This window comes from Sphingobacterium thermophilum, assembly GCF_039541675.1.
GTDB lineage: Bacteria > Bacteroidota > Bacteroidia > Sphingobacteriales > Sphingobacteriaceae > Sphingobacterium > Sphingobacterium thermophilum.
This window is the reverse complement of record NZ_BAABGR010000014.1, coordinates 1-15489: the sequence shown is the minus strand read 5'-3', so window position 1 is coordinate 15489 and position 15489 is coordinate 1. Positions and strand designations below refer to the sequence as shown.

The 15489-nt window shown below is 40.7% G+C and carries 10 protein-coding genes and 1 tRNA gene; 6 read left to right on the top strand and 5 right to left on the bottom strand.

Translation table 11 applies throughout. The features are described from left to right. The first annotated feature begins 82 nt into the window (after positions 1–82). A complete protein-coding gene (locus ABD873_RS05910) occupies positions 83–2938 on the top strand; it encodes a M16 family metallopeptidase (protein ID WP_345065936.1) in 2856 nt (951 codons plus the stop codon). A gap of 257 nt (positions 2939–3195) precedes the next feature. Here the strand turns inward: ABD873_RS05910 and ABD873_RS05905 are convergent. Further along, positions 3196–3280: transfer RNA gene (locus ABD873_RS05905), tRNA-Ser, on the bottom strand. A gap of 113 nt (positions 3281–3393) precedes the next feature. Next, on the bottom strand, positions 3394–4278 hold the full coding sequence (locus ABD873_RS05900; RefSeq protein ID WP_345065934.1) for a bestrophin family protein: 885 nt from the start codon (positions 4276–4278) through the stop codon (positions 3394–3396). A gap of 49 nt (positions 4279–4327) precedes the next feature. Between ABD873_RS05900 and ABD873_RS05895 the strand changes: the two genes are divergently transcribed. Both ABD873_RS05895 and trxA read left to right on the top strand, forming a co-directional pair. Continuing rightward, positions 4328–5179 carry a glycoside hydrolase family 25 protein gene (locus ABD873_RS05895; protein WP_345065932.1) on the top strand — a complete coding sequence of 284 codons (852 nt, stop codon included), beginning with the start codon at positions 4328–4330 and terminating at the stop codon, positions 5177–5179. A 6-nt stretch (positions 5180–5185) separates the two neighbouring features. Then, positions 5186–5485 carry a thioredoxin gene (trxA, locus tag ABD873_RS05890; protein ID WP_345065929.1) on the top strand — a complete coding sequence of 100 codons (300 nt, stop codon included), beginning with the start codon at positions 5186–5188 and terminating at the stop codon, positions 5483–5485. Here the strand turns inward: trxA and ABD873_RS05885 are convergent. Further along, positions 5482–6804, bottom strand: coding sequence for a hemolysin family protein (locus ABD873_RS05885; RefSeq protein WP_345065927.1), 1323 nt, complete (start codon positions 6802–6804; stop codon positions 5482–5484). The two genes, trxA and ABD873_RS05885, sit on opposite strands and share 4 nt — an antisense overlap. A gap of 154 nt (positions 6805–6958) precedes the next feature. Here ABD873_RS05885 and ABD873_RS05880 point away from each other — a divergent pair, with 154 nt between their 5' ends. Together ABD873_RS05880 and ABD873_RS05875 are read left to right on the top strand one after the other, a co-directional pair. Beyond that, positions 6959–8071, top strand: coding sequence for a phosphotransferase enzyme family protein (locus tag ABD873_RS05880; protein WP_345065925.1), 1113 nt, complete (start codon positions 6959–6961; stop codon positions 8069–8071). Next, a complete protein-coding gene (locus ABD873_RS05875) occupies positions 8068–8694 on the top strand; it encodes a carbohydrate-binding family 9-like protein (RefSeq protein WP_345065923.1) in 627 nt (208 codons plus the stop codon). The genes ABD873_RS05880 and ABD873_RS05875 overlap by 4 nt, the downstream gene beginning before the upstream one ends. A 28-nt stretch (positions 8695–8722) precedes the next feature. On the opposite strand, the gene ABD873_RS05870 is transcribed toward ABD873_RS05875, so the two are convergent. Together ABD873_RS05870 and ABD873_RS05865 are read right to left on the bottom strand one after the other, a co-directional pair. After that, positions 8723–10651, bottom strand: a complete 1929-nt coding sequence (locus ABD873_RS05870; protein ID WP_345065921.1) for an LTA synthase family protein — start codon at positions 10649–10651, stop codon at positions 8723–8725. Between the two features lies 1 nt (position 10652). Further along, positions 10653–12524 (bottom strand): LTA synthase family protein, encoded by a 1872-nt coding sequence (locus tag ABD873_RS05865; RefSeq protein ID WP_345065919.1) that lies wholly within the window; start codon positions 12522–12524, stop codon positions 10653–10655. A 164-nt stretch (positions 12525–12688) separates the two neighbouring features. Here ABD873_RS05865 and ABD873_RS05860 point away from each other — a divergent pair, with 164 nt between their 5' ends. Further along, the gene (locus ABD873_RS05860) at positions 12689–15307 is read left to right on the top strand and encodes a valine--tRNA ligase (protein ID WP_345065916.1); all 2619 of its coding nucleotides are present in this window, start codon (positions 12689–12691) and stop codon (positions 15305–15307) included. Positions 15308–15489: the final 182 nt, after the last annotated feature.

Genomic DNA, 15489 nt, shown 5'->3' with positions numbered 1-15489 from the left:
AAACAACTGTAAAAATCTACTCCTCTATTTTCTAATCAGATAGAAAACACTTAATTTGTTATAGAATTAACACTCTAAATTAATGAAAATATTAAAACCATTAGCTATTGCATTGCTATTACCTGCTTCATACATCGTCACAGAGGCAGGCACACCCGTTAATATAAATACGCTTCAAGCTACCCAACTTTTAAAAGACAGCATAAATTGGAATGCGCCTCTTCCCTTCGACAACGAAGTGAAAGTTGGTAAGTTGAAAAACGGATTTACTTACTATATCCGCAAAAACAAAGAGCCTGAAAAGCGAGTAACTATGTATCTGGGTGTCAAAGTGGGATCGATATTGGAAACAGAGGAAGAACGCGGCTTAGCGCACTTCTTGGAGCATATGAACTTCAACGGGCTGAAACATTTCCCTAAAAACGACCTCATAGACTACTTGCAGAAGGCTGGTGTACGGTTCGGATCGGACTTGAACGCTTACACCTCTTTCAACGAAACCGTCTATGAACTTCCTATCCCTTCAGATGACCCTGAGTTATTGAAAAACGGACTTCAGGTGATGCGCGATTGGGCTCAGGATGCGCTACTCACATCAGAAGAGATTGACAAAGAACGCGGTGTCATCATGGAAGAGATGCGCGGCAACCGCGGAGCTCAACAGCGTATGCAGGACCAATACCTTCCTGTGCTTTTCAATGGTTCTCTGTATGCCGAACGACTTCCTATAGGTACCGAAGCTGTAATCACAGGATTCAAACATCAGCTCATCCGGGACTTCCACAAACGCTGGTACAGACCTGAGCTGCAGTCTATCGTCATCGTCGGCGATATCGATCCTATAGAAATGGAGAAAGAAGTTACGCGTCTCTTTTCCGATATGCAGGTACAGAAAAAAGCTGCCGAACGGAAGAAAGTGGGCATAGAGCTGCTGAATAAGAATCAGTTCAAAGTAGTCACAGACCCAGAAATGCCACAGACGGTGGTCTACATGGTAATCAAACATCCTTTTGAAGAGACAAAAACATATAAAGACTATAAACTAGAGCTTACCAAAGGCATATACTCACAGATAATTAATGCCCGTCTGTTTGAGATTGCTCAGAAACCTGATGCTCCTTTCCGCAACGCCGGTGTAGACATTGATGGATTCCTCAACATATTTGAAGCAATGAATATTTCCATCATTCCAAAACCGGGACAGCTGGAAGAAAGTATCAAGGTTGTCGTTCGTGAGTTGAAAAGATTCGAAAAGTTTGGTGCCACAGAAACCGAATTACAGCGTACCCTATCGGATTATGCAAAGTATTTCGAGAACAGTTACAATGAAAGAGACAAGAAAGAGTCTTACGTCTATGCCAAAGCATATCTCGACCACTTCTTAAACAACAGTCCTGTTTTAAGCAACGAAGACTCTTACCGGATTACAAAACAAATCCTTCCTACCATCACGCTGACGGATGTAAATGCTGTAGCAGAAAAATATTATGCCGAGGTAAACCGTGATATCATCATCCTAGGTCCAGAAAAGGATAAAGAGAAGATGCCTTCCGAAACAGCAGTAAATGGTTGGTTAGCTGCGTTGAGCAGTGAAACATTAGAAAAATACGAGGATAAAGTCTCGGAATTACCATTATTGCCGTCTACTCCGGTAAAAGGAACAGTACAGTCCACCAAAAACTTAGAAGCTATCAAGGCTAAAGAAATAACCTTGAGCAATGGCGTGCGTGTAATCTTGAAACCTACAGACTTCAAAAATGATGAAATCATCGTACGTGCGCAAAGTGAAGGAGGACACTCCTTATACAGTGATGCAGATTACTTCTCAGCTGCCTATGCAGCAAACCTCGTAAATTCTTCGGGGCTAGGGAACCTGACTTCCGTAGAGTTTAAAAAATATCTTTCAGGCAAAAATGTAAATGTCAACGCCTTCATCGATGAGCGTTCGGAAGGACTTAGTGGCTACAGTGACAAAGAAGGATTAAAAACCTTATTTGAGATAATCTATGGATATTTCACAGCTCCTCGCTTGGATGAGGATATCTACCAAGCTTTCGTGTCGAAAACCATAGCGTCTATGCAAAACAGAGAAGACGACCCTAACTTTGTCTTCAGAAGTAGCATCAATAAAGCATTATATGGAGAAAATATCCGTCGCAACCTGCCTTCGGAAGAAAATATACGCTCAATAGACAAAGATCGTGCATTACAGATTTTCAAGGAAAGGTTTGCTGACGCTTCAGACTTCACCTTTACCATCGTTGGGTCGTTCAAGGAGGAAGAAATCTTACCTTATCTGGAAGAGTATTTGGCCGGCCTACCATCCTCAAACAGTAAGGAATCCGCCAAAGACCTCAACATCCTTCCGCCGGCGAAAGGAATTAACGTAGAAGTACATAAAGGTAAAGAGGAGAAAGTGCAGGTAAACCTAAGCTTTATGGGCGACTACGCTTACAATGACCAAGAAAACATTAACATGGATGCCTTGGAATCTATCCTCAACATCAAATTGATCGAAAGATTGCGCGAGGAAGAATCTGGCGTATATGGTGTGGGAGCCGGAGCCTCATACAACAAATTCCCGAAAGGTAGATATTCATTCTCTATCGGTTTCGGCACCAGCAAAGAAAAATATCAATCGCTGATCAAATCCGCTTTAGATGAAATTAATAAAATCAAACAAAACGGACCTTCAGAAGTGGATTTGAACAAATTTGTAATGGAAAAGAAAAGAGAATACGAAATAAAACTACGTGAAAACAGCTTCTGGCTAGGATCCATCTCTTCTGCCTACCGTCTACAAGAAGATCCGGCAAAAGCATTGCAGTATCTCGAAAATCTTCAAAAGGTAAATGCAGAATCAATCAAAGCCGTCGCTAATAAATATTTGCTGGAAGACCGCCTGTTCAAATTTATCCTTCTGCCGGATAAAAAATAAAATACAATATACTCCATATAAAAAGCGTGTTTAGCAAGGTGAGCTAAACACGCTTTTTTGTATTTTGAGTGTAAATCAAAACATCTCTTAAGGCATAGACATTGTTAATCTAAGAGTAGACTTAACAAAAACTGCTATTATTAATCTCTCTCCTCGGTTCGAATCTGATGATGAAAGTGTATATAAAATCGTCTGTTGATGGTTTAGAAATTGACTTAAAACAGAAAAAGCTTCATCTACCGATGAAGCTTTCCTTGCGGAGAGTGAGGGATTCGAACCCCCGGACCTGTTACAGTCAACGGTTTTCAAGACCGCCGCATTCGACCACTCTGCCAACTCTCCGCCACAAAAGTAGAAATTATCCCTATTTCTGCAAAACGAAATTTATCGGATTTTCTTTATTCACTGTAAATGAGCTCAATTAATTTAAATCGACAAATGTACCTCCCCTATTCTTAAGGCAACAACATCTCACGACAGTGTTTTTTGATGTTATCGGCCATTCTATCTATAGGCAAATCGTCCGAATCCGTCCCAAAAGGTTCTTCGATAGATTCACCAATCATCTCTATGGTAATGAGAATATAAAAAATGAAAGGCACAGCAAAACACACAAAGTATCCCATGGAAAAAACGTATCCTATAGGTAGTGTCAACGTATAGATAATGATAAAGACCTTGATAAAAGAACTATAAGCAATGGGAATGGGTGTATTTTTGATACGCTCACAAGCCCCACATACGTTCGTCATGCTGGTTATCTCCTCGTTCAATAGACGCAGCTGCTCCCCCGAGAGCTTACCTTCCCTATATAAACTGTTAGTCTTATTAAAAAGTAAAGACGCCACCTGATTAGGGCCGTGTTTCTTATCATCCAAACTTATTATTTCGGGATGGTCAGCCTCATCCAACATAAATTTCGTATACTCCGACCTTAGAAAATTATATAAGGTTTCGGCAAACAAAGGAATGGCTTTGCGATAAAAACTTCTGTTGATCTTATCTTCCCTCTCCAAAAAAGCATTTAACTTGATAGATAAAGTTCGACTTACATTGGTCAATGTTCCCCACTGTTTGCGTGCTTCCCACCACCGGTCATATGCTGTATTAGTACGAAACACAAGGATAAGCGACAGGACAAAGCCTAGCAAACTATGTACTGTAGTGATGTTTTTTACCCAGCTTTTATCCGACAGTTTAAGATATTCCAATTCCAGATAAGCTATTGACCAAGAGAACAATCCCAGACCGATGATAAGAGGAAAAATTTTCTTCGTATGCTCGGCACTTAACAGATATTTGATGGGATAAAGCCAATCCTTTGGGTTATAGACTTTCATGAAATTAGTGTTGTTATAAAATCCTAAATACCTTATTTTAGTTCGCAATATGGCGAAATATCAGAAAAAGCGCAAACAAAATCTTGTCTCCACAGCCAGTGAACGTAAAACCTATTTGTTATGGAGTATCGTCATTCCCGCCATATTGATTTTCCTTATCTGTCTTTGGAATTACCGCTACAGTATCGTATACTACTATCATATGACTTTCAATAAGGAAGTCAAAAATGATAGCAACGAAAAGAGCAAACACGACGCCCGTAACATACTTTTGATGAAATCCCATAGAGACAAATGTTTCGGCATAGATATCAGCGAATATCAAGGCAAAATATTATGGGATTCAGTACGTCTGATCAACGAGGAGTTTCCCATAGACTTCATCTTTGTCCGTGCAACGATGGGCGCCAATGCGCAGGACCGTAGATTTCAGAAAAATTGGGAAGCAGTAAAAGATATCAACAAACTTCGCGGCGCCTACCATTATTTCCGCCCTAACGAAAACTCTATAAAACAAGCCACGAACTTCATCCGTACGGTAAAACTCGGCCCCGGAGATCTTCCTCCTGTATTGGATATAGAAGAGCGTCCCCGCGTGCAGCCTATGGACAGTCTTAAGGTAGGACTGAAACGCTGGCTCGACAAAGTAGAAGCTCACTACAAAGTAAAACCTATCATCTATTCTGGTGATAGCTACTTTACCGATTTCTTAGAAAAAGAATTTAAGGAATATAAGCTCTGGATAGCCAATTACAACTTCTGGGTGGAAAATCCCAAAGCCCATTGGGACATTTGGCAGTTCTCTGAAAAAGGAAGTGTAAAAGGTATACGTGGATATGTAGATTTGAATATGTATAAGTCAGATGTGGAAGACTTGGAAAAACTTACTATCCCCTATTAAAATATTATGGCAAATTTTAACGAGATAATCCAAAAGAACAACCTGGTATTGATAGATTTTTCTGCAGAGTGGTGTGGTCCCTGTCAGACATTGGCTCCTATCCTCAAAGAGGTAAAACAACACTTCGGCGAACAACTATCAATAATTAAGATCGATGTGGACAAAAACCAGGCACTAGCACGTAACTTCGGCATACAGGGTGTACCTACATTAATCCTGTATAAAGGTGGTCAACAAATATGGAGACAAAGCGGACTATTGCCTAAGAGCGAACTGGTACGTATCATCAGCCCCCACCTTGATTAGTCCATATTGTCGGCTTCAGGATAGTCGTCCTTAATTTTCGTCAGCACGACCTTGTCTATCCTGTTGCCGTCCATATCTATCACTTCCAGTTTATATCCTTTATAGGTGATAGACTCTCCTTCCGCAGGCACGTGATCCAAAAATAGGAATACCAATCCCCCAACGGTGGTTATATTGGACAATTCTTCCTCATCTTCGTCACTTAATTCTATATTGAAACGCTCGAAGAAGTCATCCAGCTGATAACGACCATCCAAAATGAAAGACCCATCTTCACGTTCTCTCACCAACCTTGACCGACTTTCCTTCGTCTCATCGTCAAAAGTCCCCACCAGATTGGACAAAATATCTTTTAACGTGATTATGCCCTGAGGACTGCCATATTCGTCAATAACCACGGCTTGATTCACTCTACTGCTTTTCAATACCTCCATCACGGCGTAAATGCCACTATTTTCATTGACGAAAGGTATAGGTTTTATGAGCCGCTGAATATCCGGATGGTCATTGTTCAAAAAAGCTTTCAACAGATCTTTTGCCGACACGATACCTTTGATATTGTCAAAATTACCGTCACATACCGGGTATTCTGTATGGTTGGACCTCAAAATATAGGTTCTCACTTCTTCAAATGAATCCTGCATATCCAAATAGGTGATATCGTTTCTATGCACCATAATATTGATAGCCTTTTTATCTCCTATTGTCAACAGTCTGTCCACCAAGTCGTGCTCAAAACCTTCGATAACACCACTGTCTACCCCTTCGTCTACCAATGCTTTGATCTCTTCCTCCGTGACGGTATTTGCCGAACTTTTTATATTAAATAATTTGACAATAAAATCAGTAGCTATTGATAGCGTCCACACAAAGGGCTGCATAACCTTACTTAGAGTATTCATCGGTATGGCGATGAAGGATGCGTATTTCTCGGGGATAGCCATGCCTATACGCTTAGGTACCAGCTCCCCAATCACCAATGATAAAAAAGTGATGATAAGAACTACCAACCCTACTGAAAGATGATCTGCATATTTGGCTACCCCAGGAATATGAGAGATATATGGTGTGATAAATTTGGATATGGAGCCTCCTGAGAAAAAACCGGTCAGAATGCCGATTAAAGTGATACCGATCTGTATGGTGGATAAAAACTGATTGGGATCTTCTTTCAACTTCAGGGCAGTCTTCGCGCCTGCATTCTTCTGGCTCAAAGACTGTAATCGCGCTTTTCTACTGGAAACTATCGCTATTTCCGAGGCGGAAAGGATTCCATTCAGAATCATTAACACCAGGATGATAGTTATTTCTGTTATCATACAAATTTTGAAAGTCTATTGAACGAATATACTAAATTCGTACAGATATTCAGTGTATCTTTACTTCACATTTTGTGCAATCGTTTGATTTTCATAAAGTATTTCTTAAATACTCAGAATTTTGGATATTGCGTATTCTTATACAGATAACTTTATGAGCAAATCTGATAACTTTTTAAAAGACATTATTTCACATTTTAATATTGAAGGGGATGTAATTGGTATAAGTAAATTCGGCTCTGGGCATATCAATGACACGTACCGTGTTGACTTAGAAAATTCAGCAACCTCTTTCCTACTGCAACGTATTAACCATCATGTGTTTCCAAAGATTGATGTTCTGATGAACAATATCCGTCTGGTGACCGAACATCTCAGACAGCTGTTTTTGTCATTGGGAAAAGATCCACAAAAACATACGCTCACCATTGTCCCCTGCAAAGACGGTAAGCTATACCATGAGGATGAGGAACACAACTATTGGCGGATATTTTATCTGATAGAGAATGTTAAAAGCTACGACATCGTAGAAACACCGCAACAGGCTTTCTCTGCTGGCCAAGCTTTTGGACAGTTCCAAAAGCAGCTTTCCACACTAGATGCCCAACAAATAGAACCTGTGTTACCCAACTTCCACAACATAGACTTCCGACTGAGTAACTTGAAAAAGGCTATACAGGAAGATAAAAAAGGACGTGTCAAAGAGGTGGAAGATCTTATCCAATTCATCGAACAGCGCGAAAACAAGATGCGCACCATCCTCGATATGGGAGAGAAAGGGTTGCTACCAATACGTATTACCCATAACGATACTAAATTTAACAATGTTCTTTTGGACGAAAACGATAACGTTCAGTGTGTCATAGATCTGGACACCGTCATGCCAGGCTATGTGGCTTATGACTTCGGTGACGCCATACGTACTATCATCAATCCTGCAGCCGAAGATGAAAAAGACCTTTCGAAAATCACCTTAAACCTACCGCTTTTCCAAGCCTACGCAGAGGGTTATCTTTCTGAAGCTAAAGACTTTCTAACAAAAGAAGAAATCGAATCTCTCTTCTATGGGGTACTGCTATTGCCATATATGCAAGCGGTACGATTCCTAACAGATTATATTGATGGTGACACTTATTATAAAATTCACTATATTAATCATAACTTAGTTCGTACACGTACACAAATTAAGCTCGTCGATGAGCTGGAAAAACACGAAGTAGAACTAAAAAACATTTTGAACAATTTCGCGCCAATCAGTATATCATGAAAAGTTTAGAAGTCGAAAAGATTTATATTCCCTCCATTACATTTGAAGCACTACAGTTTGCCTTCAGAGATTTGAAGGTGCATGAAATTGCACACAACAACTGGCCGACAGAATTTCCTTACACGCCGGATGTAAAATTCCAGATAGGCTACGACCGTAAACATATATTCTTACATTATGTAGTGGAAGAAGAATATGTTAAGGCTACATATATACGTGCTAATGAAAACGTTTACGAAGATAGCTGTGTGGAGTTTTTTATCTCTTTGGATGGCAAAAAGAATTATTTCAACTTCGAATTCAATGTTCTCGGCACAGGTCTTATAGGTTTTGGGCCTCAGGTGAAAGGAGAAAGAAAAAGACTTGACAACGAAACTATAGAAACGGTAGATACCTACACCTTCTCACAAAAGGTGAATGGCCATAAAACTTGGGAAATCTATATAGTCATCCCACAGGAAATATTGCAAGTAGACAATTTGGAAGGGAAAACCTATCACGCCAACTTCTACAAATGTGGCGACGGCCTTCCTAACCCGCACTTCCTCTCTTGGAGTCCTATAGATTTTCCGAAACCAAATTTCCACCTTCCTGAATTTTTTGGAGAAATCAAATTTAAATAAATAAAAAAGGGACCTTAGAGTCCCTTTTTTATTCCGCTACCAGCTTGTTGTGTATCATGGCGTAATTGTATCGCTGAATGAAAGCTTTCAAAGTCTTATCCAATGAGTCTGCTAAGCTTCTATCACTCAAAAGATCTTTTTTTAGAAATTTATCTTCCGCAATGTTATAAATCGCTGTGGGCCGCTGTCCGTCATGCGTCATGAAATAATCTCCTTGGAAGAAGTTGAATACACCTCCAATGTTATTTACCAAAAAGTTGTCCTCTCTTTCCGAGAAAGCATCAAAGCCGAAAGAGAAGTACGGCTTCGGATAATTTAAATAATTAAGCACGGTAGGTAAAATGTCAATCTGCTGCACTAATTTGTTGGACATTCCTTTGAGATTTCCTCCCGGATAATAGAAAATTATAGGTATGGCAAAGGCATTAGGCGCTGTATGATATTCCGGCAGATGACTTACAGTAGCATGGTCTGCCACCAACACAAATAAGGTGTTTTCAAACCACTTCATGGTCGATGCCTTCGCAAAGAATTGTTTCAGTGCATAATCCGCATAGCCCATAGGCTCATGCAGTGGCAGTGGTCCCTTCGGAAATTTTCCGGCATATTTTTCCGGTACCTTAAAAGGATGATGCGAAGAAAGAGAGAAGAAGCTCACAAAAAAAGGCTGTGGCAGCTCATCCATTTTATCGGCCATAAACTGCATGAAAGGCTCGTCCCAAATCCCCCAGATGCCGTCAAAGTCCGCATCGTTGTTGTATTCGTTCTTGCCGAAATAATGCTTGAAGCCGGCCAGCTGAGTATAAGCGGAAAAGCCCATGCTGCCATTAGGTGCCCCATGAAAAAAGGCCGTCTCATACCCTTCATCTCCCAACAGCTTCGCTAAACTCGTAGTCCTATTGCCCGAATATATCGACAATACAAACGGTTCTCCCACGGACGGTATTCCCGTAATGATGGAAGGAAGCGCATCTATAGACTTGCGTCCGTTGGAGAAAGCTCTCTTGAAGGTATACGATTCTCCTATCAACGAATCGAGAAAAGGTGTATAGCCCTTGTAAGTACCTCCATTAATATCTTTATTAAGAGCACCAATATGTTCTCTTCCGAAACTTTCCAAAATAAGAATGACTACATTAAGCTTTTTGAACGCTCCACGTTCTGTCGGCTTATGGATAACTTGGTACCGCCGGTCCAACTCTTGTGGAGTAAAAAAATGCTCTTCCTTAAGTTTTACAGCCTTCAAGGTTTTTAGCATACTGAAAGGCGTATTGAGCACTATATTCATCTCCTCCGGACTTTTAACATAATCTCCCGCATTGCTCAGTGTTATAGGACGTGTGCTATGTGCCCAGCCTCCACGAACCCCTCCCACAAACAAAAAAATCGTCAATAAAAAAGCACTAAATTGACATATATAAAAAAGCCATCCCTTCACCTTGGCGCGTTCGAGCTGTAGCTGCGAATAGATTTTACTCATGCAAAAAATGAGAAGGACGAAAACCAATAGCAGATACCAATAATCTATCAGAAAGTCCACAAACAGCTTGCCCATATTTTCCTCATTCGCAAACTGGCCGAAAACCGTGCCAGTGGTACGCTTTAACGTAAAAGGATAATAAGCATAATCCACCAGATTTAAAGCTATGCCTATGGCATTAGTCACCACAAAAATCCATTTACAAACTTTTTGGTACCTTTCGTTATATTTGAAAGGCACAGGCAGACTTTGCAAGAGTATATAAATAATATTGATATAAAGTATAGCTACAATGTCGAACTTTACGCCTCCCAACATCATGGTCCACAACTCTGTCCCACTTACATTAGGAAACAACGACTTATTGTATAGGTAGAAACCATAGCGCAACAGGGCATAAATCAATAGCAACCCTACAAACTGAATGATAAGTAACAGAAATGTATTTAGTATTCCTTTGAATCTGATTACCTTCATATCAATAATTTTGAAAATCCCTAAACACCCCTTGATAGTAGGCCTGAGCTATACGAAGTAAGCTGTCTTTCTTACTTTCAATATTTTCGCCTTGGGAAAAAGCTATCTTTCTTCCTACCATATCAAATCCTACAGCCTCACCCGTGTTGGTAATAATGCCCAAGGTACTGTTGGAGTTGTAGAAAGCCACATGTGGCCGATTCTTTGAAAAAAGGTCAAACGAATATTTAAAAGGTGACGGGCGGTCCGTCACAAAGTTCCACAGCGTTGTTGCCACATCCAGCTGGCTCACCACCTTATCGATTTTCTTTCCGCACCATTCTTTCTTAAGAGCTCCGCCAAACATAAACAATGGAATATGATAGCGATTAGGATGTTCCAGCCCATATTTTTCTTTTGGATACATGTTTCCATGATCGGACACCACCACAAAGATGGTATTCTTATACCATTCCCTTTTCTTGGCTTCTTCCACAAAATTTCCTATCATAGTATCTGTATAATACGAAGTACTGCGATACATATCCGCTTTGGTCTTGTTACCAAATTTATACTCTCCATCCAACGTATAGGGTTCGTGATTCACCAGAGTATAAAAGATCGAAAAGAAAGGTTTGCGATCTTTATCTAAGTCACGCAGCATTTTTTGAGCCACCACATGGTCATATACTCCCCATGAATTTCTCTTCTCATGGAGATGAAAATTACCATTGTCTACCACACGCTCCACCCCATGTGTAAACATGAATGACTTGAAATTATAAAACTGGCTCTGTCCACCATGATAGAAGGAAGTACTATAAGCCAATGAATCATACACCTGTCCTATACCCGGAAGATTCTCATGCTTAGGAATATATTGGATAATACTTTCCGGTCCTTGAGAAGGAAAACCGCTCATAACGGCTATCATACCTTTGTCCGAACGGTCTGCCGCAGCATAAGCGCGACTAAAATATACCCCTTCACGCATCAGCCTGTCCAGATTTGTTGTGATACCTTTCTCTCCGCCCAACTCTTCAAACACCTGAGCTACCATGCCCTCCAGCAGGATTAAGACCACGTTAGGTCTATCGGTATTTAAAATCTGTTGTACCGTATCTTTACCCGTCGGCAACAAGGGTCTCACCAAAGTGTCCGCCTCCTCAAAAGACATAAACAGATAGGGGTTTTTCTTAGAGCTCTTGGTCATGTCCTTCATAAATGCCCAATACGTGTTTACCGCCAAATGGTTGGAAATCGTATTGTCCGAAAAGTACACGGCACTCGGGTTTAAGGTGGCACGACCATACCCTCCACGAATAAAGGTAAATAGCACAAAAGCTCCCGAAACCAAAAGCACTACAGTACCCGAAAAATTATGCTCTTTATATTTGGCAAAGCGAACAACAAGCCAATGGTATGAATAGTGTGCGATAAGAAAAAAAAGCACGATGGTAATGATTGCTAGAATAACCATTCCTCCATCCACCGAACTCGACACTCCCCTAACCGTTCCAAAGCCCAACTTAATAGCCCTTTTGCTGATTTTCTCTCCCCACGCCTCATAAAGAGGAGTATTTACCACCGTAATGAGCGCAAAGATTATGGTAGGAAACAATGTGTATCCTCGTAGCCACCAAGGTGACACCGGTCTTCTGATAAACAATAGTTGGACAATGTAAAATAAAAAAGGAATAGCGATTAGATAGCAAGCCAAGGAGGCATCAAGCCTCAAGCCATACAGATATGAAAAGAAAATCTCTCCCTTCTCTTCAAACTTAGTCCAGTTGTTGATCAAAAATACTGTCCTATCAAAAAGACATAATATGTACCAATATAGAAAGTAACTGAATAGAAACAATATATTGGAACGCCACGCCGGTTGACTCATACTCAAATAAAAAAATATAAATTTCCGCCAAACAAAAAAATCCCCCAAAAGTAAAAATATTAAAGTACAATTATTCTAACTCTATATCATTTTTTGTTTTATTGCATACCTTTAAGTCCTCTGAAATCCGTAATTTTGTACTTCAATTTTTGAACGATTTTAACATGAGTATAGCAAAGACTTATAATCCGAAAGAAGCAGAAGAAAAATGGTATTCTTACTGGATGGAGAACGGCTTTTTCCGTTCTGTTCCGGATGAACGCGAACCGTACACCATCGTGATGCCACCACCTAACGTGACAGGGGTGTTGCATATGGGACACATGCTAAACAACACCATTCAGGATGTGTTGATACGTCGTGCACGTATGCAAGGTAAAAATGCATGTTGGGTTCCGGGAACTGACCACGCTTCTATCGCCACGGAGGCTAAAGTCGTTGCCATGCTTAAAGAAAAAGGAATCGACAAAAAATCGTTAACCCGTGACGAATTCCTCAAGCACGCATGGGAATGGAAAGAAAAATATGGAGGTATCATCCTCAAACAGCTCGAAAAACTTGGTGCCTCATGCGACTGGGAACGTACCAAGTTCACCATGGATCCAGACCTTTCGGAAGCTGTAATAGACACTTTCATCAAGCTATATAAAGAAGGATATATATACCGCGGGGTTCGTATGGTAAACTGGGACCCACAAGGCAAAACCGCCCTTTCGGACGAAGAAGTTATCCGTAAAGAAGTAAACCAAAAACTTTATTACGTCCGCTATAAAATCAAAGATTCGGACAAATATATTATTATCGCCACAACACGTCCGGAAACCATCATGGCCGACACGGCAATATGTATCAATCCAAACGATGAGCGCTACACATACCTTAAAGGTAAAACTGTAATCGTTCCTTTGGTAAATCGTGAAATTCCGGTAATAGAAGACGAATATGTGGAAATGGAGTTCGGTACAGGATGTCTTAAAGTGACACCTGCACACGACCTTAACGACTACGAGCTAGGCATCAAACACAATCTTCCGGTAATTGATATCTTAAATGATGACGGAACCTTAAACGAAAATGCACAGATCCTCGTAGGTGAAGACCGCTTCATCGCCCGCAAGAAAGTCGCAAAGCTCCTTGAAGAAGCCGGTCAGATCGAAAAAATTGAAGATTACAAGTCGCATGTGGGATTTTCCGAACGTACAGACGCTGTCATTGAACCTAAATTGTCTATGCAGTGGTTCTGTAAGATGGAAGAACTAGCAAAACCTGCTCTGAAATATGTGGAAGATGGCACCATCAAATTTATCCCTGAAAAATTCTTTGCTTCATATAAGCATTGGATGGAAAATGTTAAAGACTGGTGCATCTCACGTCAGCTATGGTGGGGACATCGTATCCCTGCTTGGTACAACGACAAAAATGAATGGGTAGTAGCCAAAACAGAAGAAGAAGCTCGCAAAGAGTTTGAAGCACAAGGAAAATCTGTTTCCGGAATTCGCCAAGATGAAGATGTGCTCGACACTTGGTTCTCTTCAGGACTATGGCCTATGTCCGTATTCGATGGAGTACGTAATCCAGATAACGAAGATTTCAAATACTACTACCCTACCAACGATTTGGTGACAGCTCCGGAGATTCTGTTCTTCTGGGTAGCACGTATGATTATCATGGGCCACGACTACACGAAGAAACCTCCTTTCCGCAACGTGTATCTTACAGGTATCGTACGCGATAAGCTAGGTCGCAAGATGTCAAAATCGTTAGGTAACTCTCCAGATCCTATAGAGTTGATGGAGCAATACGGTACAGACGGGGTGCGTGTAGGCATGTTGCTGTCATCCCCTGCCGGCAATGATTTGATGTTCGATGTATCGTACTGCGAACAAGGACGCAATTTCGCTAACAAAATCTGGAATGCTTTCCGCCTAGTGAAAGGATGGGAAGTAAAAGAAGCCTCTGCTACGACCACCCAAAAGACGGCCGCAGTCTGGTTCCAAAACCGCTTTAACCAAGCCGTAGCAGAAATTGACGAACACTTCGCTAATTACCGTCTTTCAGACGCCTTGATGGCAACATACAAATTGATTTGGGATGATTTCTGCTCTTGGTACCTGGAATTGGTAAAACCTGCTTACCAAACTCCAATAGAATCTGAGACCTTAGAGACGGTCAAAAACTTCTTCCAGAAGGTACTGACATTGGTACATCCATTCATGCCTTTCATCACCGAAGAGCTATGGCACGATGAGCTTTTCGGCACTCGTGACGCTAAAGATTGTATTATCGTAGCTCCATACCCTAAAGCTGAAGGATTTGACGAACAGATTATCAAAGAATTCTCTACCGTTCAGCAAATCATTTCTGAAGTACGTAATATCCGCAACTCAAAAGGTATCTCTCCGAAAGTAGCGTTACCTTTAGCTATCAATAATACAGATATTGACTTCGCTAAATATCAGGAGTCCATCATCAAGCTGGCTAATATCTCTGAACTTACTTTCGTAGGTGAGAAGGTTGCCGGCGCCATCAGCTTCCTTGCTGGCAAAACAGAATGTTTCGTAAAACTTGCTTCTGACAACATTGATGTAGAAGCAGAACGCGAACGTATTAACAAGGAACTCGAATACTTAAAAGGTTTCTTGACTTCGGTAGAGAAAAAGCTTTCTAACGAAAAATTCGTTCAGAACGCCAAACCGGAAATCGTACAAAATGAAAGAAACAAAAAAGCTGATGCCGAAGCAAAAATCAAAATATTGGAAGAAAGCTTGGCTAATTTAGGATAGTATCTAGCACAAATAGATCTTTACAAAACCTTACCTTAAACGTAAGGTTTTGTTTTATCATAGAAACCAAAAAGCCAGCATACTGGACTGCCCCCAAAAAGTTGGACGAATTTATGCAATATTTTTGATATGATGAGCTCGGTATTCTACCGGGCTCATTCCATTTAAATTAGTTCTTATCC

Coding starts and splice junctions, on each gene's coding strand:
- ABD873_RS05875 (WP_345065923.1), top strand. CDS start 8,068: ATGAAAAGTTTAGAAGTCGAAAAGATTTATATTCCCTCCATTACATTT.
- ABD873_RS05880 (WP_345065925.1), top strand. CDS start 6,959: ATGAGCAAATCTGATAACTTTTTAAAAGACATTATTTCACATTTTAAT.
- trxA (WP_345065929.1), top strand. CDS start 5,186: ATGGCAAATTTTAACGAGATAATCCAAAAGAACAACCTGGTATTGATA.
- ABD873_RS05900 (WP_345065934.1), bottom strand. CDS start 4,278: ATGAAAGTCTATAACCCAAAGGATTGGCTTTATCCCATCAAATATCTG.
- ABD873_RS05860 (WP_345065916.1), top strand. CDS start 12,689: ATGAGTATAGCAAAGACTTATAATCCGAAAGAAGCAGAAGAAAAATGG.
- ABD873_RS05870 (WP_345065921.1), bottom strand. CDS start 10,651: ATGAAGGTAATCAGATTCAAAGGAATACTAAATACATTTCTGTTACTT.
- ABD873_RS05865 (WP_345065919.1), bottom strand. CDS start 12,524: ATGAGTCAACCGGCGTGGCGTTCCAATATATTGTTTCTATTCAGTTAC.
- ABD873_RS05895 (WP_345065932.1), top strand. CDS start 4,328: ATGGCGAAATATCAGAAAAAGCGCAAACAAAATCTTGTCTCCACAGCC.
- ABD873_RS05910 (WP_345065936.1), top strand. CDS start 83: ATGAAAATATTAAAACCATTAGCTATTGCATTGCTATTACCTGCTTCA.
- ABD873_RS05885 (WP_345065927.1), bottom strand. CDS start 6,804: ATGATAACAGAAATAACTATCATCCTGGTGTTAATGATTCTGAATGGA.